Annotated in this window: 24 protein-coding genes and 2 pseudogenes; 2 read left to right on the forward strand and 24 right to left on the reverse strand. The window is 28.6% G+C overall.

All coding sequences use genetic code 11. The features are described from left to right. Positions 1 to 16 precede the first annotated feature (16 nt). The 19 genes from ylqF to pta all read right to left on the reverse strand — a co-directional run bounded on the left by ylqF (position 17) and on the right by pta (position 17,334). Positions 17 to 871: a ribosome biogenesis GTPase YlqF gene (gene ylqF, locus CLPA_RS10025; protein WP_034830212.1), complete on the reverse strand. Its 855-nt coding sequence runs from the start codon at positions 869 to 871 to the stop codon at positions 17 to 19. Between the two features lie 8 nt (positions 872 to 879). Next, on the reverse strand, positions 880 to 1,401 hold the full coding sequence (gene lepB / locus CLPA_RS10030) for a signal peptidase I (protein WP_034830036.1): 522 nt from the start codon (positions 1,399 to 1,401) through the stop codon (positions 880 to 882). A 245-nt stretch (positions 1,402 to 1,646) separates the two neighbouring features. Beyond that, entirely contained in the window at positions 1,647 to 1,991 is a 345-nt protein-coding gene (rplS, locus tag CLPA_RS10035) for a 50S ribosomal protein L19 (protein WP_003442159.1), read from the reverse strand. A gap of 218 nt (positions 1,992 to 2,209) precedes the next feature. Further along, entirely contained in the window at positions 2,210 to 2,926 is a 717-nt protein-coding gene (gene trmD / locus CLPA_RS10040; RefSeq protein WP_003442156.1) for a tRNA (guanosine(37)-N1)-methyltransferase TrmD, read from the reverse strand. Further along, positions 2,917 to 3,408, reverse strand: coding sequence for a ribosome maturation factor RimM (gene rimM, locus CLPA_RS10045; RefSeq protein WP_003442153.1), 492 nt, complete (start codon positions 3,406 to 3,408; stop codon positions 2,917 to 2,919). The genes trmD and rimM overlap by 10 nt, the downstream gene beginning before the upstream one ends. 62 nt (positions 3,409 to 3,470) lie before the next feature. After that, positions 3,471 to 3,698, reverse strand: coding sequence for a KH domain-containing protein (locus tag CLPA_RS10050; RefSeq protein WP_003442151.1), 228 nt, complete (start codon positions 3,696 to 3,698; stop codon positions 3,471 to 3,473). Between the two features lie 18 nt (positions 3,699 to 3,716). Beyond that, a complete protein-coding gene (gene rpsP, locus CLPA_RS10055; protein ID WP_003442149.1) occupies positions 3,717 to 3,962 on the reverse strand; it encodes a 30S ribosomal protein S16 in 246 nt (81 codons plus the stop codon). Positions 3,963 to 4,068: 106 nt separating this feature from the next. Further along, positions 4,069 to 5,421 carry a signal recognition particle protein gene (gene ffh, locus CLPA_RS10060; RefSeq protein WP_003442147.1) on the reverse strand — a complete coding sequence of 451 codons (1,353 nt, stop codon included), beginning with the start codon at positions 5,419 to 5,421 and terminating at the stop codon, positions 4,069 to 4,071. A 30-nt stretch (positions 5,422 to 5,451) separates the two neighbouring features. Continuing rightward, positions 5,452 to 5,796 carry a putative DNA-binding protein gene (locus tag CLPA_RS10065; RefSeq protein ID WP_003442145.1) on the reverse strand — a complete coding sequence of 115 codons (345 nt, stop codon included), beginning with the start codon at positions 5,794 to 5,796 and terminating at the stop codon, positions 5,452 to 5,454. Between the two features lie 81 nt (positions 5,797 to 5,877). Continuing rightward, the gene (ftsY, locus tag CLPA_RS10070) at positions 5,878 to 6,789 is read right to left on the reverse strand and encodes a signal recognition particle-docking protein FtsY (protein ID WP_003442144.1); all 912 of its coding nucleotides are present in this window, start codon (positions 6,787 to 6,789) and stop codon (positions 5,878 to 5,880) included. A gap of 37 nt (positions 6,790 to 6,826) precedes the next feature. Further along, a complete protein-coding gene (gene smc / locus CLPA_RS10075) occupies positions 6,827 to 10,384 on the reverse strand; it encodes a chromosome segregation protein SMC (protein ID WP_003442143.1) in 3,558 nt (1,185 codons plus the stop codon). 298 nt (positions 10,385 to 10,682) lie between these two features. Continuing rightward, entirely contained in the window at positions 10,683 to 11,747 is a 1,065-nt protein-coding gene (locus CLPA_RS10080; protein ID WP_003442141.1) for an elongator complex protein 3, read from the reverse strand. Beyond that, entirely contained in the window at positions 11,740 to 12,435 is a 696-nt protein-coding gene (rnc, locus tag CLPA_RS10085; RefSeq protein WP_003442140.1) for a ribonuclease III, read from the reverse strand. Before rnc ends, CLPA_RS10080 begins: the two co-directional genes overlap by 8 nt. Positions 12,436 to 12,545: 110 nt before the next feature. Further along, on the reverse strand, positions 12,546 to 12,776 hold the full coding sequence (gene acpP / locus CLPA_RS10090; protein WP_003442139.1) for an acyl carrier protein: 231 nt from the start codon (positions 12,774 to 12,776) through the stop codon (positions 12,546 to 12,548). Between the two features lie 164 nt (positions 12,777 to 12,940). Continuing rightward, the gene (gene plsX, locus CLPA_RS10095; protein WP_003442138.1) at positions 12,941 to 13,972 is read right to left on the reverse strand and encodes a phosphate acyltransferase PlsX; all 1,032 of its coding nucleotides are present in this window, start codon (positions 13,970 to 13,972) and stop codon (positions 12,941 to 12,943) included. A 139-nt stretch (positions 13,973 to 14,111) separates the two neighbouring features. Next, the gene (gene rpmF / locus CLPA_RS10100; RefSeq protein WP_003442137.1) at positions 14,112 to 14,294 is read right to left on the reverse strand and encodes a 50S ribosomal protein L32; all 183 of its coding nucleotides are present in this window, start codon (positions 14,292 to 14,294) and stop codon (positions 14,112 to 14,114) included. 13 nt (positions 14,295 to 14,307) lie between these two features. After that, positions 14,308 to 14,805 carry a YceD family protein gene (locus CLPA_RS10105; RefSeq protein ID WP_003442136.1) on the reverse strand — a complete coding sequence of 166 codons (498 nt, stop codon included), beginning with the start codon at positions 14,803 to 14,805 and terminating at the stop codon, positions 14,308 to 14,310. A 187-nt stretch (positions 14,806 to 14,992) separates the two neighbouring features. Beyond that, entirely contained in the window at positions 14,993 to 16,198 is a 1,206-nt protein-coding gene (locus CLPA_RS10110; RefSeq protein WP_003442135.1) for an acetate kinase, read from the reverse strand. A 134-nt stretch (positions 16,199 to 16,332) separates the two neighbouring features. After that, the gene (gene pta / locus CLPA_RS10115) at positions 16,333 to 17,334 is read right to left on the reverse strand and encodes a phosphate acetyltransferase (protein WP_003442134.1); all 1,002 of its coding nucleotides are present in this window, start codon (positions 17,332 to 17,334) and stop codon (positions 16,333 to 16,335) included. A 313-nt stretch (positions 17,335 to 17,647) separates the two neighbouring features. Here pta and CLPA_RS10120 point away from each other — a divergent pair, with 313 nt between their 5' ends. Both CLPA_RS10120 and ylbJ read left to right on the forward strand, forming a co-directional pair. Next, a complete protein-coding gene (locus tag CLPA_RS10120; protein ID WP_003442130.1) occupies positions 17,648 to 18,874 on the forward strand; it encodes a nucleotidyltransferase in 1,227 nt (408 codons plus the stop codon). An 85-nt stretch (positions 18,875 to 18,959) separates the two neighbouring features. Then, positions 18,960 to 20,114, forward strand: coding sequence for a sporulation integral membrane protein YlbJ (ylbJ, locus tag CLPA_RS10125; RefSeq protein WP_003442128.1), 1,155 nt, complete (start codon positions 18,960 to 18,962; stop codon positions 20,112 to 20,114). On the opposite strand, the gene CLPA_RS10130 is transcribed toward ylbJ, so the two are convergent. The 5 genes and pseudogenes from CLPA_RS10130 to CLPA_RS10150 all read right to left on the reverse strand — a co-directional run. After that, positions 20,098 to 20,622, reverse strand: coding sequence for a hypothetical protein (locus CLPA_RS10130; protein WP_003442125.1), 525 nt, complete (start codon positions 20,620 to 20,622; stop codon positions 20,098 to 20,100). The two genes, ylbJ and CLPA_RS10130, sit on opposite strands and share 17 nt — an antisense overlap. Positions 20,623 to 20,624: 2 nt before the next feature. Beyond that, on the reverse strand, positions 20,625 to 21,128 hold the full coding sequence (gene coaD, locus CLPA_RS10135) for a pantetheine-phosphate adenylyltransferase (protein WP_003442124.1): 504 nt from the start codon (positions 21,126 to 21,128) through the stop codon (positions 20,625 to 20,627). 1 nt (position 21,129) lies between these two features. Beyond that, positions 21,130 to 21,351, reverse strand: a pseudogene (locus CLPA_RS10140) (RsmD family RNA methyltransferase); the annotation flags it as partial. A gap of 140 nt (positions 21,352 to 21,491) precedes the next feature. Continuing rightward, positions 21,492 to 21,914, reverse strand: a complete 423-nt coding sequence (tnpA, locus tag CLPA_RS10145; protein ID WP_003441862.1) for an IS200/IS605 family transposase — start codon at positions 21,912 to 21,914, stop codon at positions 21,492 to 21,494. 141 nt (positions 21,915 to 22,055) lie between these two features. Next, a pseudogene (locus CLPA_RS10150) lies at positions 22,056 to 22,367 on the reverse strand (RsmD family RNA methyltransferase); the annotation flags it as partial. Between the last annotated feature and the right edge of the window lie 153 nt (positions 22,368 to 22,520).

The following is a 22,520-nucleotide window of genomic DNA, read 5'->3' on the forward strand; positions in this document are numbered from 1 at the left end:
ATTATAAAAATTCATATTATTCTACAGGACGTTCTAATGAAACTTGCCCTAATTTACCTCCTCTAAATTCGTCTAATAGCATAATAGACACCCTGTTATAGTCAATATTACCTTTAGATAAAATAGCCCCTCTTTTTTTTGCTATTTTATCCATATTTTCCAATGCAGTTTCCTCTAAAGAATCTAATTTATATCTTTTTATCAATCTATCGGGATAATATTTTTGAAGTCTCTCAATAAGACTTAATGCCAATTCTTCTACATCCATAATTTCGTCCTTTATAGCCCCTGTAAAAGCTAAATTTAATCCAACTTTTTTCTCTTCAAATTTAGGCCATAACACTCCTGGAGTATCCATAAGTTCAATTCCCATTTTTGTTTTTATCCATTGCTTGCTTTTAGTTACTCCTGGTTTATCACCAATTTTTGCTGCAGTATTTTTAGCCATCTTATTTATAAAGGAAGATTTCCCTACATTTGGTATACCAACTACCATTGCTCTTATAATTACACTGATAACTCCTTTTTGCTTAAGTCTATCTATTTTTTCTTTAAGAAGTTTGTCAATTTCTCCTTTAATACTATTTAATCCTAATCCATTTAAACTATTTACAGCTAAAGCTTTTACATTATTTTTAGACAAAACATTAATCCATTCCTTAGTTACCTTTTCTTCGCTTAAATCACATTTGTTAAGTAATATTATTCTAGGTTTATCTTTACAAATTTTATCAATTTCAGGATTTGCGCTGGATTGTACTATTCTAGAATCTCTTATTTCAATAACGGCATCTACCAACTTTAAATTTTCTTTTATTTCTCTTCTAGTCTTTGCCATATGGCCTGGAAACCAATTTATTTCATTTACCATAATAATTATCATACCTTTCCAAATTTAGCAATAGGATAAATTCTCATAATTACTTTGCCAACTATTAATTTCTTATCTATAAATCCTATCTCTTTAAATCTACTATCTAAACTATCATATCTATTATCACCCATAACAAAAATCATACCTCTTGGTACTACAGTTTCTGTAAGGTTATGAATTGAATTGTCATTTTTAGACTTATTATTTTTAACATCATAAACTGCATAAGGTTCTTTAATAAGTTTGCCATTTACATATACTTTATCTTCTACAATTTTTATTTTATCATTCTCTACTGCAATAACTCTCTTTATGTATTTCTCATTATTATGCCTAAATAATATTATATCTTGTCTTTTAGGAGAGCTGAAATAATAAGTTATCTTTTCTACTACAATTTTATCATTAGTAAAAAAGGTATTAAGCATAGAAGGTCCATTTACACTCACTATCTGCAATAAAAAAGCCATAATCAATACTGCTGAAATAAAAGCTAAAATAAACCTTCTTATAATTCTTCTTGCTATATTACTTCACCACCAATATCAATAATTTTAATTAATTGTAACTTATAGATATCCACTTTCACAATTAAATATTAATAAGCACAACAAATATCTTACTGTCATTATTTAAGAAATATAAGATTTATATTTCAACTTGGATATATATATATTGCATTAAATTTAGTTTATTTACTTAAAATATAAACAAAGACAGCCACTATAGGCCAAATATTAAATAAATAAAAAAGGGCCATCTAGCCCCGTTTTTACTTTAATTCCTTAACTTTTGCAGCCTTTCCTACTCTATCTCTTAAGTAGTATAACTTAGCTCTTCTAACTTTACCTCTTCTAACAATCTTAATTTTGTCTATTATAGGAGCATTAATTGGGAAAGTTCTTTCAACACCAACACCATAAGCTACTCTTCTTACAGTGAAAGTCTCTCTTAATCCACCATTTTGCTTTTTAATAACTGTACCTTCAAAAGCCTGGATTCTTTCCTTTTCACCTTCTTTAATTTTTACATCAATCTTAATAGTATCTCCTACATTGAATTCTGGTAAATCTGTTCTAATTTGTTCTGCTTCTATAGCTTTAATTATATCTAACATGTGCATTCCCTCCTAAAATTTATTTGACGTTCATAACCAGCATTATTAATAATACAATCAGAGGACCGCCCGTACTAGCACAAATTACATTATAATGCAAATAAAATACTTTTTCAAGAAAAATTTTTTTATCTACGAAATTGATAAAACATGGTAGCTTTTAATATTTAAATCCTCATACAGATACGCATCCTTTTTACTTTAGCAGTATTAGCATATTAATCATCTGATAAAAGTTTTTTATCCTCTTTAGATAATTTAATATTTTTAAACAAATCTGGTCTTTTTTCCCTTGTTATTAAAAGAGCTTGTTTTCTCCTCCATTTTCGTATATTATCATGATGCCCTGAAAGTAGAATCTTTGGAACAGATTCATTTCTAAAACACTCTGGCCTTGTGTATTGTGGATATTCCAAAAGTCCTTCATAAAAAGACTCTTCTGTAAAACTCTCATTACGAGCTAGAACACCTGGTATCATCCTACTTATACTATCTATTATAGGAATACAGGCCATTTCACCACCAGTCAGCACAAAATCTCCTAGTGATATTTCCAAGTCAATATATTTATATATTCTCTCATCTATTCCCTCATAATGACCACATAAGAATATTAATTCCTTTTCTTTAGATAGTTTCTTAGCCATACTCTGGTTAAAAGTCTTTCCACGTGGACCTAAAAATATAACTTTTCCCTTGCTGCTTTTCTTTATATATTCAATACAATCAACTATAGGTTGTGGAGTCATAAGCATCCCTGCACCACCACCATAAGTATAATCATCTGTTTTATTATGTTTATTAAGAGTATAATCACGAATATTATGAGCTTTTATATCTATTATTCCTTTATTTTTAGCCCTTCCAATTATGCTGTAATCAAAAATATTAAACATTTCTGGAAATAAAGTCAATATATCAATAGTTAACTCCATGTTCTCACCGGCTTTATAACTATACGCTTATTACTCATATCCATATTGACCACTATAGATTTAAGCGCAGGTATCATTACGTCATCTTCATTTCCTTTTACCCAATATACATCATTACTTCCTGTAAATATGACATCGTGAACTGTGCCAATAATTTTCTCTTCCTCGTCAATAACAGTACAACCTATTATATCTGCTACAAAATAGCTTCCCTTTTCAAGAGCAACTGCATCTTTTCTTGATACTTTTAAATATTTATTTTTATACTTAAAAGCCACCTCTGGTGTTTCAATTCCCTCTATTTTCATAATGATCTTATCTGGTTGTATTTTGCACCATAAAACATTTCTTTCTTCATCATCTATGTAAACTTTTTTTATTTTTCTAAATCTATTTGTATTATCCGTCAATGGGTAAACTTTAACTTCGCCCTTTATACCATGAGTATTTATAATTTGACCAACTGTAAGAAATTCCTTCATATAAAATTCTCACCTCTATATAAAATTATTAAATTAATAAAGAGTTAGGTTAATCCTAACTCTTATATTATCTCTACAACAACTTTCATGTTCTGTTTTACAGCTGCTGCCTTTATAACAGTTCTTATAGCCTTAGCTATTCGTCCCTGTTTACCAATAACTTTGCCCATATCCTCTTGTGCAACTTTTAACTTGAGTACTAAAGAATTTTCTTCAATAACTTCAGTTACTTCTACCATATCTGGGTTATCAACTAATGATCTTATAATTATGTACAATAGTTGTTTCATATAAAATCCTCCCAGTTACTATTTAATCACTCCATTTTTAGTTAAAAGTCTTTTAACTGTTTCTGATGGTTGAGCACCATTCTTCATCCATTCAGCTACTTTATCAGAATCAACTTTTACAGTTATTGGCTCTGTAGTAGGATTGTAATATCCTATTTCTTCTATAAATCTTCCATCTCTTGGGCTTCTTGAATCTGCAACAACAATTCTATAAAATGGAGCTTTTTTTGCACCCATTCTCTTTAGTCTTATCTTAACTGCCATTTAAAATCACCTCCTTCAAAGAATTATGAATCTTACAAAATATAAACTACTAGTTAATTTAAATAGCTTAAAAATAATATAGATTATATTGAGTAATATATTAAAGCTAGAAAGGAAATTTACCAAACAAACCTTTTTTAGCCATCTTTTGCATATCTTTCATCTGTTTCATACTTTTTCTCATCATTTCAAACTGTTTTAATAATTTGTTAATTTCCTGAACTGATGTACCTGACCCCGATGCAATTCTCTTTTTCCTAGAAGAGGAAGAGCTTATCAATGTAGGATTTTTTCTTTCTTTTACAGTCATTGAATATATTATAGATTCAACTTTTTTCAACTCTTTATCACTATTACTCAAATCAACACCTTGAAGCATTTTAGTGCTTGCATTATTCGGAAGCATTTCAAGCAATTTTCCAATAGGTCCCAGCTTTTTTACCTGCTTAAACATAGATAAAAAGTCTTCAAAATTAAAATCTTGGCTAAGCATTTTCTCACCAAGCTCTTTAGCTTCTTTTTCATCAATAGCACTTTGAGCCTTTTCAATCAATGACAATACATCACCCATGCCAAGTATTCTAGAAGCCATTCTATCTGGATAGAATACTTCTAAATCATTCATCTTTTCACCAAGACCTACATACTTTATTGGTTTGCCTGTCATTGATCTTATTGAAAGAGCTGCTCCACCTCTTGTATCTCCATCAAGCTTTGTAAGTATAACTCCATTAATATCAAGAGTATTATTAAAACTTTCAGCTACATTTACTGCATCTTGACCAGTCATAGAATCTACCACAAGTAATATTTCACTTGGATTTATATTTGATTTAATATTCTTTAACTCATCCATCAATGCTTCATCTATGTGAAGCCTACCAGCAGTATCTACAATTACCACATTACAATCATTATTTTTTGCATGCTCAATAGCGGCTCTAGAAATATCCACTGGATTTACCTTATCTCCCATAGAAAACACGGGAATATCAATGGATTTACCTACTACAGTTAGCTGTTTAATTGCAGCTGGTCTGTACACATCACAAGCTACTAATAGTGGTTTTTTATTTTTCTTTTTTAAAGAAAGTGCCAACTTACCGCACATAGTTGTTTTACCAGCACCTTGAAGTCCCACAAGCATAATTACAGTTATTCCAGTATCACTATAATTTATTTTACTTTCCGTTTTACCCATTAATGCTGTCAATTCGTCATTAACTACTTTTATTACCATCTGCCCTGGAGTTAAACTTTCCATAACTTCATTTCCAAGACATTTCTCACTGACTTTTTTTACAAAATCTTTAACAATCTTAAAATTTACATCGGCCTCTAAAAGAGCCCTTTTTACCTCTCTCATGGCTTCTTTTATATCACCTTCAGAAAGCTTTCCCTTGCCTTTTAATTTTTTTATTGTTTCTTGAAGTTTAGAAGTTAATCCCTCAAAAGCCATATTAGTCCTCCTATAACTCTTAAATTATATTTATATATTACTAATAATTAATTTTATGTCTTCTATAATATCTATTTTTTTATTTATATCAATATCTTTTCTTAATTCTTCTAATTTTATATGAATATCTTTTTTAATTTGGGAAATTCTCTGTTCTTTTTCCAAAAGCCCCAATTTACTATCATAGTCCAGCAAAAGTTTTTGACATCTTTTTATTATATCGTAAGTTGCCTGTCTACTAGTATTATTGAGTTCAGATATTTCGGATAAAGACAAATCTTCATTAAAATAAAAATTCATTATATTTTTTTGCTTATTAGTTAATAATTCACCGTATATATCTAAAAGTATAGATATTAGAAATCTCTCTTCCATATAAATCACCAACTCACAGCTATTATAATAACAAAATAAAAAAAAGGTGTCAAGTATTTTTACTTAACACCTTCAATAAAACTAGAATAGGGCTTCCACAAATTCATTTGAATTAAATTCCTGAAGATCATCTATTCCTTCTCCAACACCTATAAGTTCTACAGGAATATTTAAAGTATGCTTAATAGATATAATTACTCCACCTTTAGCGGTACCATCCAATTTAGTAAGTATTATTCCATCTATATTACATACTTCTGTAAATTGTTTTGCCTGTATAACAGCATTTTGTCCAGTAGTAGCATCTAATACCAAATAGGTTTTTCTAGCACTATCACTGAACTCTCTGTCTATAATTCTATTTATTTTACCAAGCTCATCCATTAAATTTTTCTTATTATGAAGTCTTCCTGCAGTATCACAGATAAGTACATCTGCTCTTCTCGCTTTAGCTGCTTGTATAGCATCATATACTACAGCTGCAGGGTCAGAGCCCTCCTGATGCTTTATTAAATCAACATTAGCCCTTTTACTCCAAACTTCAAGCTGATCTATAGCCGCAGCTCTAAAAGTATCTGCTGCTGCCATAATTACTTTATACTTTTCCTTTTTTAACTTTGATGCTATTTTACCTATGGAAGTAGTTTTTCCAACGCCATTTACCCCTACAATCAGAATTGTTTCAGGTTTAGACTCTGGACTTATAGACCCCTTTGAGTTTTCCAATATATCTAATATCACTCGTTTTAAACAGTCTTTCACCTCTGAAGGATCCTTTATCTTCTCCTGCTTTATCTTTTCTCTTAATTTATCAATTATGTATACTGATGTTTCCACTCCAATATCACAGGTTATAAGTATCTCTTCTAGTTCATCATACATATCCTCATCTATGGATACAGTACCTGTTAAAATTTCAGTAATTCTGTCAGTAAAATTACTTTTAGTCTTAGAAAGACCACTCTTTAATTTATTAAAAAATCCACTAATCATAGTTCCTCCTTATAAATCACATAATTATTGAGTTTTATTAAACTGCTAAATCCACAGACACTACTTTTGACACACCTTTTTCCTCCATAGTCACCCCATATAATATATTACTTGCTTCCATAGTACCCTTTCTATGGGTTATCACTATAAACTGTATCTTTTCTGAAAACTTTCTTAAAAAATCAGCATATCTAGCTACATTTGCATCATCTAAAGCTGCTTCAATTTCATCAAGTATACAAAAAGGTGTAGGTTTCATTTTTAAAATTGCAAAAAGTAATGCAATGGCAGAAAGTCCTTTTTCTCCTCCAGACATTAAATTTATATTTTGAAGTTTTTTACCTGGTGGTTCTACGTTGATTTCTATATTAGAAGATAATACATCCTCTCCAGAAAGTATGAGGTCAGCATTTCCTCCTTTAAACAGCTCTCTAAAGGTTTCTGCAAAATTCTTTCTGATCTTTTCAAAATTTTCACTGAATACGCTTTTCATTTTATAAGTCATTTCATTTATAACATTTACTATCTCTTCTTTAGATTTTACTAAATCCTCTCTTTGATTGTACATAAAATTATACTTTTCCTTAACACCTTTATATTCTTCAATAGATCCTACATTAACAGTACCCATTTTAGAAATATTATTCTTTATTTCTCTAATACTATTTTTATAGCTTGTTAAATCATAAATTTCTACTTTGTATGATAGAGCTTCTAAAAAATCAAGTTTAAATTCTTCTTTCAAACGCCCTGTTAAAGCATCACTTTCAGTTTCAAGTCTTGTTAAACTTAACTGTATCTTATGTCTCTCTTCTTCCTTCCTATTAATTAAGATGTTAAATTCTTCAATTTTATCACTATAATATTTTATTTTTTGATTCATATTTATCTTATTAATTTCAGTTTCTTGAAAATTGACATCCATATCTGATAAAAATTCTTCTATTTCCTTTAATTCCTCTTTATTAAGTTTTAATTTATCCTTAAATTTTAAAAAATTACCTTCAAAGTTATTTATGTTACTCTCAAGCTCTTGACATTTATCTCTTGCAATAGCTATTTCCTCATTTAATCTATTAATTTCTCTTTTCTTATTTATACTACTTTCATCTAACTTAGCCTTCTCTATTTTTATAGAAGTTATATTTTCTTTTAAAGATGAAACATCTTTACTCACATTTATCAGTTCATCTTCAATTCTTTTCTGTAAATCCAGTAGCTTTTTTTGCTTTTCCTCCAAATTGTCAATTTCTTTTTGCTTATTTGTTAATTCCTCTGTAGATTCTTTCTTTTTACTATGGAGAATATTAATTTCATCAACAGAAATACTATAATTTTTATTTAACTTTTTACTTTCTATATCAATGGAAGTAATCCTGCTTTGAATTTTTGTAATTTCTATATTTTCAAAATGTATAGAGTCTTTCAAATTCAAATTCATGTCATCTAATTTTTTAATATTATTAGCATTTTCTTTATTTTTCAAAAAAAGTTTATTAATTTCTTCTTTCATTGAAATAATCTTAGAATCCAATTCTTGTATCTCTCTTTTCCTCCCAATGATGTTAAAATTCTTTTTATATATACTTCCACCAGTAAGAGCCCCTCCAGGATTAACAACTTCTCCAGATAAAGTTACAATTTTAAATCTAAAGTTAGATTTCTTTGATATTTCCAAAGCACTATTCATATTTTCTGCTATAAGTGTCCTTCCAAGTACATGCTCAATTGCCTTTGTAAGTGAGCTATCATACTCTATTAATTCACTTGCAATACCAATATATCCAACGATACTCTTTATAGAATTATCTATATTAAATTTTTTATTTTGTAAAATATTTAATGGTAAAAAAGTAGCTCTACCCAATTTATTATATTTTAAATATTTTATAAGATCTTTTGCTAAGATTTCATCTTCAGTAATTATATTGGAAATAGCTGATCCCAATGCTATTTCTATAGCTATTTCCAGCCTTTTTTCCACATTTATAGAGTCACCTAATACAATACACTTTTTATTTTCTTTATTAATATAACCCTTTTTTATATGTATCATAAGATTTTTTACTGATTTGTTATATCCCTCATATTGATCTTCTAAACTATTAAGCATATTTTTATTAGCTTCCAATTTATTGATTTCAGCATTTAGATTATTAAATAGCCTTTCATCAGCACTTAAAATTCTACTGATTTTTGATATATTGCGTTTATTTTCTGATATATCTAATTCATATTTTTCTATCTTAACTTTTATTTTTGATAATTCATTTTCAAGCGAAATTTTAGTATTTGTATTTATTTTAATAGAACTTGAATAACTTTCACAGGCACTTTTAATTTGATTTATATTCAAATCATAACTCTCTATATCTCTCTTTATTATTATCATAAGGTTTTTTAAATCCGATACATTTCCTAAAGTATCAAATTCTTCATCTTTATATTTTTTTAAAAGGCCTTCATTTTCTTTCATCTTTTCCTGTTTTATTTCTAAATTATTTTCTATACAATTAAATTTCTCATTATATTCTTCTAATGTATTTTTTAATAATAAGTATTCATCAGTACATTTTTTATTTTCAAGTAAATAACTGTCAACCTTTTTTCTTAATTGTTCTAAATCTCTTGTATACTGTGATTTTAAGTTATTTAAATTCTGTATTTTCTCATTTATTAAATTATTATCTGAAAGTATACTCTGATACTGAGCTTTTTTTTCATAATATTCTTCTCTTTGAACCTTATACAGATTCTCAATTTCATATAGAGATTCATTATAGCTTTTTAAATCAACTTTATTTTTATGTCTTTCATTATTTAATTTATTAATTTCACAATCCAAATTTTTAATTTCAACTGATATATCTTTAATCTTTATTTTAAGCTTCTCTACTGAATTGACTAATAAATTTATTTCTTTTTTACTAAGTTCCTCAGATAATTTAACAAAACTCTTAGCCTTTTCACTTTCTTTTTTTAAAGGTTCAAGTCTTTCTTCATAAGTACTCAATATGTCATCTATTCTTACAAGATTTTCCTCCGTGCTTTCAAGTTTCTTTTCAGCTTCCTCTTTTCTTGTCTTAAACTTCACAATACCAGCAGCTTCTTCTAGGAGTCCACGTCTTTCCTCAGATTTTCCACTGAGAACTGCTTCTATTTTACCCTGTCCGATTATTGAGTAGCCCTCTTTGCCTATACCGGTATCCATAAACATTTCCTGTATGTCTTTAAGTCTGCATTTGGTGTTGTTAATATAATATTCGCTTTCACCAGAACGATACAATCTTCTAGCTATAGTTATTTCATTATAATCCATAGGTATACCTTTATCTGAATTATCCAAAGTAAGTACCACTTGAGCAAGTCCCACAGATTTTCTATATTGAGTTCCCGCAAATATTACATCCTCCATTTTGCCGCCTCTTAAAGTCTTTATACTCTGTTCTCCTAAAACCCACCTTATTGCATCAGATATATTACTTTTACCACTACCATTAGGTCCCACTACTGCTGTTACACCTTTCTTAAAATCCAATTCTATTTTGTCTGCAAAGGATTTAAATCCCCTTATTTCAATGGTCTTCAAGAACATTATTTATTACACTCTCCTAATACAAATGAATCTATTTATTAGTAGCAGTTTCTACTTAAACTAACTTTAAATAAATTAACTATTTCTATCCTATTAATAGATAAAGCTGAAATGGTTATTGAATAAAGCTTAAAACTGTAGTTAAAATAAAAATAAATACTATAAATACAATTGCCGTTCTCAAGAACTTTTCTCTACTTGATTTTTTCATTTTATCCTCCTAAAATTTAATATTTAAGAATATATTTATTTTTAGTTTATATTATAAAGATAAAAATTTCAATTAAACATATTGTAACTAACTATGCTGTAAAAAATAATTATACATAGATAAACTTTTTAATTTATCATTAAATTTTATATTTATATTTTCTAAGGGTATATTTATATTTTGAGATACTTTAAATATACAATTTGGATTTTTAACCTTCATAGCATTAAAATATTCTTTTTTATTGGCATATAATTTTGATATATCTTTATTGTTAACTTCAATAAAAACTACTCCTTTATACTGTTTTGGAATTACAGAAAGTATCATATCATTATATATACTTCCCTGTACCAATTCTCTAAAAGCTGGATGGAAGGGACCTGCAATTAACTCTTTTCCTATATTTATTTCTTCCGTTGGTTGAAGTCCTATTCTTATTACATTTATATTGTTAACATACATCATACCATATATTTTTTTACATACCTCTACAGCTTTATCTAAAGTATAAGGATTATATGTATTGCTTATATACATTTTTTCCATAGGTGTATCTCTTATTACTAACGCTGGATATATCCTGCATATGTCTGGTTTTAATTTTATAACTTCTCTAGCTGTATAAATATCTTTTTCAAAATTACTTCCAGGAAGTCCAGGCATTATTTGATGTCCCAGTAAAAAATTATACTTTTTAATAAGTTTAGAAGCTTTAAATACATCTCTATAGTCATGACCTCTGCCCGACAGTTTCAGAACATTATCATCCATAGATTGAACACCTAATTCAATTATATCCACTCCATAAGTCTTAAGGTTATCTAGTATAAATTCATCTATATAATCTGGTCTTGTAGACAACCTTATAAAATCTATTTTTCCCCTATCTTTATAACTTTTAGCCACAGATAAAAGCTCCTTTTGTTTATCTATGTTTATTGCCGTAAAAGTTCCTCCGAAGAAAGAAATTTCTATAATGGATTTTTCCCTGTCTATAGTTTTTAAGTATTCTTCAACTATATTTATTACAAATTCACCATTAACTAAATTACTATTCCCCGTTATAGTGTTTTGATTGCAAAATACACAATTATGAGGACAGCCTTCATGGGGTACAAAAATTGGAATTATATAATGTCTTTTATTCATATAACTCTCCTATAGTTTTTAATGCAGTTTGTGCCGCATCTTGCTCGGCTTCTTTTTTACTAAAACCTGTACCTTCTCCTTTTAATGTTCCATTAAACGCCACTGAAATATAGAATTTTCGTCTATGAGGTGGTCCTTCAAATTTTAATAATTTATACTTTATATCCGCATCTCCATTCTTCTGTAGAACTTCTTGAAGTCTAGTTTTATAATCCAAAATTATTTGATTCTTCATAGCCATTTCAATAATCTTTTGAAAATTACTTAATATAAATTCTTTTGAAAATTCAAATCCTTTATCCAGATATATAGCTGCAATTATTGCTTCAACACAATCTGATAATATAGATACTCTTGTTCTTCCTCCAGTAATTTCCTCACCTTTACTCATAAATATGTATTTACCTAGGTGCCAACTATTAGCAATTTTAAAAAGAGAATTTTCACATACAATTAACGCTCTTTTTTTGGAAAGTTCCCCCTCTGTTTTATCTTTATAGTTCAAAAACAAATATTCTGAAATGACAATCTGAAGTACAGAATCACCTAGAAATTCCAATCTTTCATTGTATTGTATATTTTTCTGGTTTGCATAAGAGCTATGAGTAATAGCTGTCCTCAATAAATTTTTATCATGAAAATCTATTTTTAGTATTTTCTCCAATTTTTCAATATCTTCTTTTAGCATTAACAATAAAACATCTCCCCAAAAGTCCATTCTTCAATCCATATACACATAAAGATTCAAGAATAAACTTTTTAAAAATTTAAAGCCCCGTATTAAACGGGACTAGCCTACTATTCTTCGGTATGTGCTTTTATGTATTCCACCACATCTCCGACAGTTGATACTTTTTCTGCATCTTCATCAGGAAATTCTATATCAAATTCCTCTTCCAAAGCCATTATTAATTCAACTATATCAAGTGAATCAGCACCTAAATCATCAACGAATGAAGATTCCATTGTTATTTCACTAGCATCTAAACCTAATTGATCAGCTATAATACTTTTAACCTTTTCAAACATGTAAATTCACCTCCTAAACTCTAATATAGATAATATTACATATAAACCCTACCGTCAATATTATTATGATTAATTTTAAATTTATATACTAAAAGACAATTATATTTTTATCTTTTATGATTATACAACAGGTAAATATAGATAATCAAGGAATTTTTGGAATATTATTGATTAGGCATTTCTGATTCAGATTTATCAATAAGATTATTTATATTCTCAAGTTCACCAGATATTTTTTCTATGAACTTACCTTCATAACATATTTTTGCTTGCTTTATAGCATTTTTAAAGGCTTTTTCATCAGAACTTCCATGAGCTTTTAATACTATTCCCTTAGTACCTAGAAATGCAGATCCTCCATACTCAGTATAATCAAATTTATTTTTGAAGTTTTTAAAAACTGGTTTTAACAAAAGACCACCTATTTTAGATTTCATGGATGACATTATTTCCGATTTCAACATACTAAAAATATTTGAAGCTACCCCTTCATACATCTTTAATACAGTATTTCCCACAAAGCCATCACACACTAATATATTGACATCTCCACTAGAAATATCTCGTGGCTCCACATTACCTGTGAAATTTAAGTTGGATTTTTTTAAAAGTTCATAAGTCTTTTTAGTAAGTTCATTTCCCTTTTCTTCTTCTAAACCTATATTTATAAGTCCTATACTTGGATTTTCTACTTTTAATATATTTTCAAAATATACTTTACCCATAAATGCAAATTGTAATAAATATTGAGGTTTACAATCTACATTAGCTCCAGCATCTACTAACATAAAGGGTCTATTTTTTCCTGGAATAATTGGTGCCAGCGCAATTCTATCTATACCTCTTATCCTTCCAACTATGAAGGTAGCTCCTGCCATCAATGCTCCTGTGCTTCCTGCTGAAATAACCGCCTGTGCTTTTCCCTCTTTTACTAAATTTAAAGCTCTGTAGAGACTTGAATCTTTTTTCTTTCTAATAGCCATTACTGGATGTTCATTTTGAGTTATAATTTCTGTAGTATTTAGTATATCTATTTTATTTTTATTATAATTATAATTTTCTAGTTCTTCTGCTATAATTTTTTCATTTCCCGTTATAATTATATCCACTGAAAATTCATTTACAGCTTCTGTGCAAGCTTTTACTACAGCTTTAGGTGCATTATCTCCACCCATTCCATCTACCGCTATAATCACTATATATCACACATCCCTTTTATGATTAAATTTATTACTATATACTATATAAATTTAATCATAGTATTCAATAAATTACCATAGCTAATTTTTTATTTCTAATAGAAAGAAAAGAAAGTCTTACGACTTTCTTTTCTTTCTATTTTGCTACTGCAACAACTTCTTTATCTTTGTAATGTCCACAGTTTTTGCAAACTCTGTGTGCAAGTTTCATTTCGTGACAATTTGGGCACTCAACTATACCTGGCGCACTTAATTTAAATGTTTGAGCTCTTCTTGAATCTCTTCTACCTTTTGAAAATTTTCTTGCTGGATTTCCCACAATAAACACCTCCTTAGTTGTTAGAAAACAAATCTTTAAGTCCTGCTAGCCTTGGATCTATATCTGGATTATCACAATTACATGAACCTTTATTGAGATTTGTACCGCAAACTTGACATAAACCCTTACAATCTTCTTTACACAACCTTTGTATAGGAAGTGACATTATGATATTGTTTTCAACAATTTCTGTTAACTCTAGTTTATCATTATTTATAAAGATGATTTCATCATCTTTATTTTCAGGATTATTAGTCAGCTTTTCCTGTAATTCAAGTTGCAATTCATAGCTAAAATTTTGGAGACATCTAGAACAAGTAAGTTGAATCTTACCACTAATCAGTCCTAAAATAGAAATTACATCTCCCTGCTTCGTTAAAGTTGCTTTAACTCTTATAGGTTCCAACACTTTATAGGTCTCATAATTATCATTGAATTCTTTTAGATCCAATACTACATCAATATCTTTTTTATTTATCTTTTTATTAATTAAATCAGAAATATTTACCATAATATAATTAGCTCTGAAAAATTATAAATTTTTCTCATACATAAAGTCATGTATATAATGTGTAATCACATAGCTCGAGCTAAAGCTGCTATTCCCTCCTTAATATACAGATAGCTATTAACTAATTAATCCTCATATGCAAAATAACACAATTTATTATATAAATCCACGGTAGAAATGTCAAGATTTAATTTAACTTATTGACAATATCCTTTGTATCTCTGGCAATCATAAGTTCCTCATTAGTAGGAATAACTAAAACCTTAACTTTAGAATCTGCTGCACTTATATCTTCATCATCGCCAATAGTTTCTGCATTTTTTTTCTTATCAATTTTAATTCCCAAGAAGTCCATGTTTTCACATATTCCCTCTCTATTTTCCGGAGAATTTTCCCCAATACCGCCTGTAAATACTACTGCATCTACTCCATTCATAGCTGCAGCATAAGAACCTATAAATTGTTTTACTTTATAGTGAAAAATATTTAAGGCTAGAGTTGCTCTTTCATCATGCTCCTGTAAACCTGCCTTTTTTATATCTCTCATATCACTGCTTTTACCATAGATTCCATAAATACCAGACTGTTTATTTAATAAATTATTTACTTCATCTGCACTTAAATTTAACTCTTTCACTAAAAATGTCACTATTGCAGGATCAATATCTCCACTTCTTGTTCCCATTGCGACTCCCGCTAGTGGTGTAAATCCCATACTTGTATCTACACATTTTCCTGATGATATAGCCGCTACACTAGCTCCATTTCCAAGATGACATGTGATTATTTTAAGTGAGCTTATATCTTTATTTAAAAACTCTGCTGTAGCTTTTGAAACATACTTATGTGATGTACCGTGAAAACCATATTTCCTTATACCATGCTTAGTATATAGATCATAAGGCAATGGATACATATAAGCATAATCTGGAAGAGTCTGATGGAATGCTGTATCAAATACGGCTACCATTGGAGTATTTGGCATTAAATCTTTACATGCATTTATGCCAATAATATTAGGTGTATTATGTAATGGAGCTAATTTTACACATTCTTTAATTGATTCCATTACATTTTCATCAATAAGTACAGAATCTGCATATTTTTCACCGCCATGAACAACTCTGTGTCCTACAGCAGATATTTCAGACATATCTTTTATTACTCCATGAGTACTGTCTACTAATGCATCTAATACCAATTTTATTGCTTCCTTGTGATCTTTCATTGGTTGTTCAACTACATATTTTTCTCCATTTACCTTTTGTGTAAGTATGGACCCTTCTATAGCTATTCTTTCCACAAGTCCCTTTGCTAATACATTTTCACCTGACATATCTATTAACTGATATTTTAGTGATGAACTTCCACAATTTATTACTAAAACTTTCATAAAATTACCTACCTTTCAATAAACATATTAAAAAGAAATAACAGTGGGCTGTCTCACATTGTATAGATACAGATTGTGAGACAGCTTTCTAGCTATTCTTTTATAAAAATTTTTTTATTTATTTACAAAGCTTATTAAATTCCCTTTTGTGCTTGAACTGCAGTCATTGCAACCACATTAACTATATCATCTGAAGAACATCCTCTTGATAAATCATTTATAGGTTTTGCAAATCCTTGGCATATAGGTCCTATAGCTTTTGCTTTTGCAAATCTTTGTACTAGTTTATATCCAATATTACCTGTTTGCAAATCTGGAAATACTAAAACATTTGCTTTTCCTGCTACTGGACTTCCTGGTGCCTTTAATTGAGCTACTTCTTCTTCAATAGCTGCATCTAATTGAAGCTCACCATCAATATCCAAATCAGTTCTCATTTCTTTTGCTATTGCTGTCGCTTTTTGTACTTTTTCTACAAGTTCTCCTTTTGCACTACCCATAGTTGAGAATGAAAGCATAGCAACTTTTGGATCAAGATTACATAATTTCTTAGCTGTTTCTGCAGTAGTTATTGCAATAGCTGCAAGCTCTTCAGCCGTTGGATTTGGATTTACTGCACAATCTGCAAATAAAAGTAATCCACTTTCTCCATATTTACAATCTGGTACCATCATAACAAAAAATCCTGATACAATTTTTACTCCTGGAGCAGTCTTTACAATCTGTAAACCTGGTCTTAAAAGATCTCCAGTAGTATGAATCGCACCAGAAACCATACCATCTACATATCCTGTTTTTATAGCCATAGTTGCAAAATATAATGGATCCCTTACCATTTTTTCAGCTTTTTCTAGAGTCATGCCCTTCTTTTTTCTAAGTTCGTAAAATTCTTTTGCATAACCTTCTGTAAAATCTGAAGTATTAGGATCCAATATTTCTGCACCACTAATATCTAATCCTAAATTTTTTGCATTTTCTCTTACCTTTTCTTCACTTCCTACTAAGACAATATTAGCTAGTCCATTTTTCAATATTTTATCACATGCCTGCAGGTTTCTTTTTTCTTCTCCTTCTGCTAAAACAATTTTCTTTTTGTCATTTTTTGCCATTTTCCATATTGATTCCATTAATTCCATCTGTCTTTCTCCCTTCCTTATAGTATATATTTAATTCCTTAAGTTAAACATATACTTGTAACATATACTTCTAATATACATCTTTTGACGAGGGTATTTCAATAAAAAAATGAAAAATCTTAAATTCAATATATTTAAAAATTTCTTACAATTCTAATAACAAAATAAAATTTTAACAATAAACCTATTAGTAAATCTATGAAATTGTAATTTAAGTAAGTTATTTTTAACATTTTATATTTATATTTTTATTTCCATGTTATTTGTTTATCAAGTATAATATATATATTATTTGATAATGGTAGGTGATTTTTTGAAAATTTCAGCAATAATAGCAGAATATAATCCAATGCATAAAGGTCATATATTACATATAAATAAAACAAGAGAATTGACAAACTGCGATGGAATAATTGGGGTAATCAGCGGAAATTTTGTTCAAAGGGGACAGCCTTCGATAATAGATAAATGGACTCGTGCAGAATTAGCAGTTTTAAACGGAATAGATTTAGTAATAGAATTGCCTTCTGTCTATAGTATTTCATCAGCAGAATTCTTTTCTTATGGAGCTATAAGCCTTTTAAACAATATAAATGTAGTAGATTCATTGTGTTTTGGCAGCGAATGTGGAAACTTAGAACCAATCTATTATATAGCCAATACTCTGCAAAATCCATCCTATGAATATTTAGATTTATTAAGAAAATATATAGCTTCAGGACTTCCATACTTTACCGCCAGAAGTAAAGCACTATTTGAAATTTCCCAGAATAATATAGATATAAATTTAACAAACTCTCTAGAATCTATTTTGTCTAGCTCTAACAATATTTTAGGAATTGAGTATTGCAAAAGTCTAATAAAATTAAATAGTTCTATAAAAGCTTTTACTATAAAAAGGCAAGGTGATGATTATAATTGTCAATATATAAATTCTGAATTTCCAAGTGCAACTGCAATAAGAAAATTAATAGAAAATGATTATGATCTAAATTCTATAAAGAATCTTTTGCCTGATTCTGTCTATGAGAAAATTATTTCCCTATATAAAAATAATTATGATTTTGCTTTTTCTAAAGATATGTTTAAATTTTTAAGATATAAATGTTTAACTAATAATAATAATATAGATAAAATTCCAGATGCTAACGAAGGTCTTCATAATAAAATTTATAAATCTATAATTAATTCAACGGATTTTGAAGATCTTATGTCTAATATAAAAAGCAAAAGATATTCTTATACAAGATTAAGCAGAATTCTATGTCAGTATTTTATTGGTTTTGATAATTATGATACAGAAATTTTAAGGAAAGCTTCTTGCCCTTATGCCAGAATACTAGCTTTTAATAAAAAAGGATTAGAAATCTTAAAACTCATTAAAAAGAATTCATATATACCTTTATATTCAAAACTTCCAAAGTCAAAAGATATGAATAGTTGTTTGGAGCTTGATATCCTTTCAACAAAAGCTTATAGCATACTAAATAAAAGTATAAATCCTTTAGCAGACTATTTAAATAGTCCTGTAATACTTTAAAAATAAACATTAACTTAAATATTGTGGAATAATTATCTCCTTTTTAAATATAAATAAATTAGATTAATTATAAGGAGATTTTTATTTGAATATTATTTTTTACATAATTCTTATATTAACTTTTTTTACAACTTTTATTTTAATACACAGCTATAATAAAAATCAATTAATAAGTATTATTATAACTATTTTATGTTCTTTTATTATTTTTTCCATTATAATAAATCCATTAAATTGTATTAATAGTGCAATTAATGGAGCCAAGCTCTTTGCTTACAAAGTATTCCCAACTATGTTTCCTTTTACACTGCTTCTTAATATAATTATAGCCTATGATGGAATATATATTTATTCAAAAGTTTTTGGAAAACTACTATGTAAACCCTTAAGACTACCAAGCAAATGCAGTCTTGTATTAATAATAAGCTTTTTATGCGGATATCCCATGGGAGCTCAATATTGTTGTGAACTTCTAGAAAAAAAAGAAATTAATATTAGTATAGCTTCAAGACTTATTAATATAGCCACCAACTGCAGTCCTTTATTTTTAGTTGGAACTATAGGTGAGAGTATGCTTGGTTCTTCCCATTATGGATATATTCTATTACTTTCAAGTTATATTGGTTGTTTTGCTATGGGATTGATACTTCCAGCCTCTCCTATGTTTCAAGAGTCTAAAAATAATAAAAACCATGTTTTTCAAAAGCAAAACATAGGCAGCGTACTAAAAAACAGCGTAGAGAATTCTATAACTTCTTCCCTTTTAGTGCTTGGTTTTGTAACTATTTTTTCTGTACTTCTCGGTATAATAAAAAATACTGCAGTATTTTCTGCAGTAAATAATAATATAGTATTAGGTTCACTAATTTTAGGATCTATTGAAATGACAAATGGATGTAATTTAGTATCCATGTCTTCATTAAATATAGATTTAAAATTAATGTTATTTAGTTTTTTTACTTCCTTTGGAGGGCTATGTGTTATAGCGCAAACCTATGCTTATACAAGCCATCATAATTTTTCTTTATTTAAATACATATACAGAAAAGTAATTCAAGGAATAATTTCATCCTTTGCTACTTTAATTTTACTTAAAATTAGTAATTATAGTATATTTACTGTGAATCAAAAAAATTATATAGCTTTCACTAATTCAAATATTTTAATACTAATATTAATCTTAATAGCAATATTTCCTTTTGTGGTATATAAAAGTATAAAATTTATTGAATCTTTTTAACTTCATTAATATTCTCTTTAATAATATCTCGCTTAAACTTAACTTTTTTTTGGTAACTAACTAAAAACTTTTCCATTTCAACTTTTATATTTGAAAGCATAATGTCACTTAATTCTTTAATTTCATTATCTAATTCTTTTAGCACATTATCTGCATACTCTCTTGAACCTATTCTTATGTCCTTTGCAGTATTTTGTGCTGAAGCAATTATTTCTTCTGCATTTTTCTTTGCCTCTCTAGTTATATCATGTTTTTCAATTTCCTTCATTATCGTTTGAGCATTTCGTCTTCTTATAATATCAGCTTCTTTTAAAGCATCACTTAATATTCTGTCCTTTTCATTTATTATCCATTCAGCTTTTTTTAATTCATCAGGAAGAGCTGAAATTATATCATTGATAACTTCATCAACTTCTTTTTTATTAATAACAACTTTACCTGTCATAGGTAATTTTGTAGAGGTTTCTATGATATCCGATAAATATTCTAAAAGCTTCATAACATTCATATTTATACTCTCCCCTTATTACAGCTTTGAGATTCAGATTTTCTTTGTATGTCTGGTATAATTTCATCTGGAACTAGCCCCTTAATGCACCCTCCAAACACAGCAACCTGCTTTACAGATGAAGAACTTAAATATGAATATTCAGCTCTTGTCATCATAAACACTGTTTCTACATTTGGATCTAATTTATTATTCATTAGTGCCATCTGAAATTCATATTCAAAATCAGACATAGCTCTAAGTCCTTTAATTATAACCTTTGCTCCTTTTTCTCTCATAAAATCTACAAGTAACCCATTATAACATTCTATTTTTATATTTTTATTAAATTTCAAAACTTTTTTTATTAATTCAACCCTTTCCTCTACAGAAAATAAGCTTTTTTTCTGTGGATTTAAAAGTATCACTACTATAACTTCGTCAAATACCTTTGCTGCTCTTTTAATTATATCTAAGTGACCATTAGTTATCGGATCAAAGCTTCCTGGATAAACAGCTACTTTCATATTAATCCTCCTTATATCTATAGAAGCAAACAGTTGTATTACCATATTTTCTAAAGTCAACTAAATTAATATTCCCATTCCCAGAATATATTTCTTCACTAGAATCAATTTTAGTTGCAATCACTCCATCCCTATGTAATAAATTTTTATCATCAATAATTTCTACAGCTTTTGGAATCATATTCTTCATATAGGGTGGATCAATAAATATTAAATTAAATATGCATTTATCATCAGATAAAGTTAGCAACCACCATTTCAAATGGTGGTTTAATTTTGGTCCCTCCAGGACACGTTACTGGCACGCCTAAAGGCGGTTTCGCAAAGCCATTTTTACTGGTTACCTCTCATGCGAGGCCTTTGCTATTTTCTTCCGTCTTCTAGTTTATCACTCTCTTCTTGTTGCCTTATATACTCTATTATTGTATCTTCATTTACATTTCCTACCGTTGCTACATAATAACCTCTTGCCCAGAAATGTCTTTCTCCCCATCTACTTCTATACTCTGGATGCCTATCAAACAACATTAATGCACTTTTTCCTTTTAAATATGCCATACACTCAGATACACATAATTTTGGTGGAATTGCTATATACATATGAACATGATCTTTACAAACCTTTCCTTCTATCAATGTGATCTGCTTCATTTCACATAACTTCTTTAAAATTTCTACTATATCTTTTTTTGTTTCACCATACATTATTTTTCTTCTATACTTTGGAATAAACACTATATGATATGTGCAATTCCATCTAGTATGTGCTATACTTGCATTATCCATTTGGATAACCTCCTTTGATTTGATACGGCCTGCGAAACCTGTATCATTATATCATTGGAGGTTCTTTTACTCTAGCCAAATCTACTGCTTATTCTATTCGCCCCATCTCAGATGGGGGATTAATATACTGTGTCATTTATATAGTGCATTATAAGAGTCCATATTTAAGCATCTGCAAACATTCTGAAATTTTAAGTTTTCTACATTTTTCTTAAGTAAAGGAAATGTTATAGGACTTTTATCAATCAAATAACATTGTTTTGCACCACGACTTACAGCTTCTAATCCAAGACTTCCCGTACCTGCAAATACATCTAAAACAGTGGCATAAGGCACATCATTTTGAATTATACTAAATATAGATTCTTTTATTCTATCTAAAGTTGGTCTCGTTTCCATTCCTTCAGGAGACAATAATTTTCTTCCCTTTGCAAGACCAGCAATTATTCTCATATTCTTACCTCCTCTTTATATTAACGATTTTATCCATTATATACTATAAATTACCTCTTTTTATATTACATCTGTTATTTCCATAACATTGTAGCATAGAGTATTAAATTATACAAAGTTTTTTGCTTATTTTACAACATTATTATAAAATTT

It is taken from the genome of Clostridium pasteurianum DSM 525 = ATCC 6013 (assembly GCF_000807255.1).
In the GTDB taxonomy this organism is placed as follows: domain Bacteria; phylum Bacillota; class Clostridia; order Clostridiales; family Clostridiaceae; genus Clostridium_I; species Clostridium_I pasteurianum.

Coding starts and splice junctions, on each gene's coding strand:
- ylqF (WP_034830212.1), bottom strand. CDS start 871: ATGGTAAATGAAATAAATTGGTTTCCAGGCCATATGGCAAAGACTAGA.
- rplS (WP_003442159.1), bottom strand. CDS start 1,991: ATGTTAGATATAATTAAAGCTATAGAAGCAGAACAAATTAGAACAGAT.
- trmD (WP_003442156.1), bottom strand. CDS start 2,926: ATGGAGTTAACTATTGATATATTGACTTTATTTCCAGAAATGTTTAAT.
- rimM (WP_003442153.1), bottom strand. CDS start 3,408: ATGAAGGAATTTCTTACAGTTGGTCAAATTATAAATACTCATGGTATA.
- CLPA_RS10050 (WP_003442151.1), bottom strand. CDS start 3,698: ATGAAACAACTATTGTACATAATTATAAGATCATTAGTTGATAACCCA.
- rpsP (WP_003442149.1), bottom strand. CDS start 3,962: ATGGCAGTTAAGATAAGACTAAAGAGAATGGGTGCAAAAAAAGCTCCA.
- ffh (WP_003442147.1), bottom strand. CDS start 5,421: ATGGCTTTTGAGGGATTAACTTCTAAACTTCAAGAAACAATAAAAAAA.
- CLPA_RS10065 (WP_003442145.1), bottom strand. CDS start 5,796: ATGGAAGAGAGATTTCTAATATCTATACTTTTAGATATATACGGTGAA.
- ftsY (WP_003442144.1), bottom strand. CDS start 6,789: ATGATTAGTGGATTTTTTAATAAATTAAAGAGTGGTCTTTCTAAGACT.
- smc (WP_003442143.1), bottom strand. CDS start 10,384: ATGTTCTTGAAGACCATTGAAATAAGGGGATTTAAATCCTTTGCAGAC.
- CLPA_RS10080 (WP_003442141.1), bottom strand. CDS start 11,747: ATGAATAAAAGACATTATATAATTCCAATTTTTGTACCCCATGAAGGC.
- rnc (WP_003442140.1), bottom strand. CDS start 12,435: ATGCTAAAAGAAGATATTGAAAAATTGGAGAAAATACTAAAAATAGAT.
- acpP (WP_003442139.1), bottom strand. CDS start 12,776: ATGTTTGAAAAGGTTAAAAGTATTATAGCTGATCAATTAGGTTTAGAT.
- CLPA_RS10105 (WP_003442136.1), bottom strand. CDS start 14,805: ATGGTAAATATTTCTGATTTAATTAATAAAAAGATAAATAAAAAAGAT.
- CLPA_RS10110 (WP_003442135.1), bottom strand. CDS start 16,198: ATGAAAGTTTTAGTAATAAATTGTGGAAGTTCATCACTAAAATATCAG.
- pta (WP_003442134.1), bottom strand. CDS start 17,334: ATGGAATTAATGGAATCAATATGGAAAATGGCAAAAAATGACAAAAAG.
- CLPA_RS10130 (WP_003442125.1), bottom strand. CDS start 20,622: ATGAATGTTATGAAGCTTTTAGAATATTTATCGGATATCATAGAAACC.
- coaD (WP_003442124.1), bottom strand. CDS start 21,128: ATGAAAGTAGCTGTTTATCCAGGAAGCTTTGATCCGATAACTAATGGT.
- tnpA (WP_003441862.1), bottom strand. CDS start 21,914: ATGGATAATGCAAGTATAGCACATACTAGATGGAATTGCACATATCAT.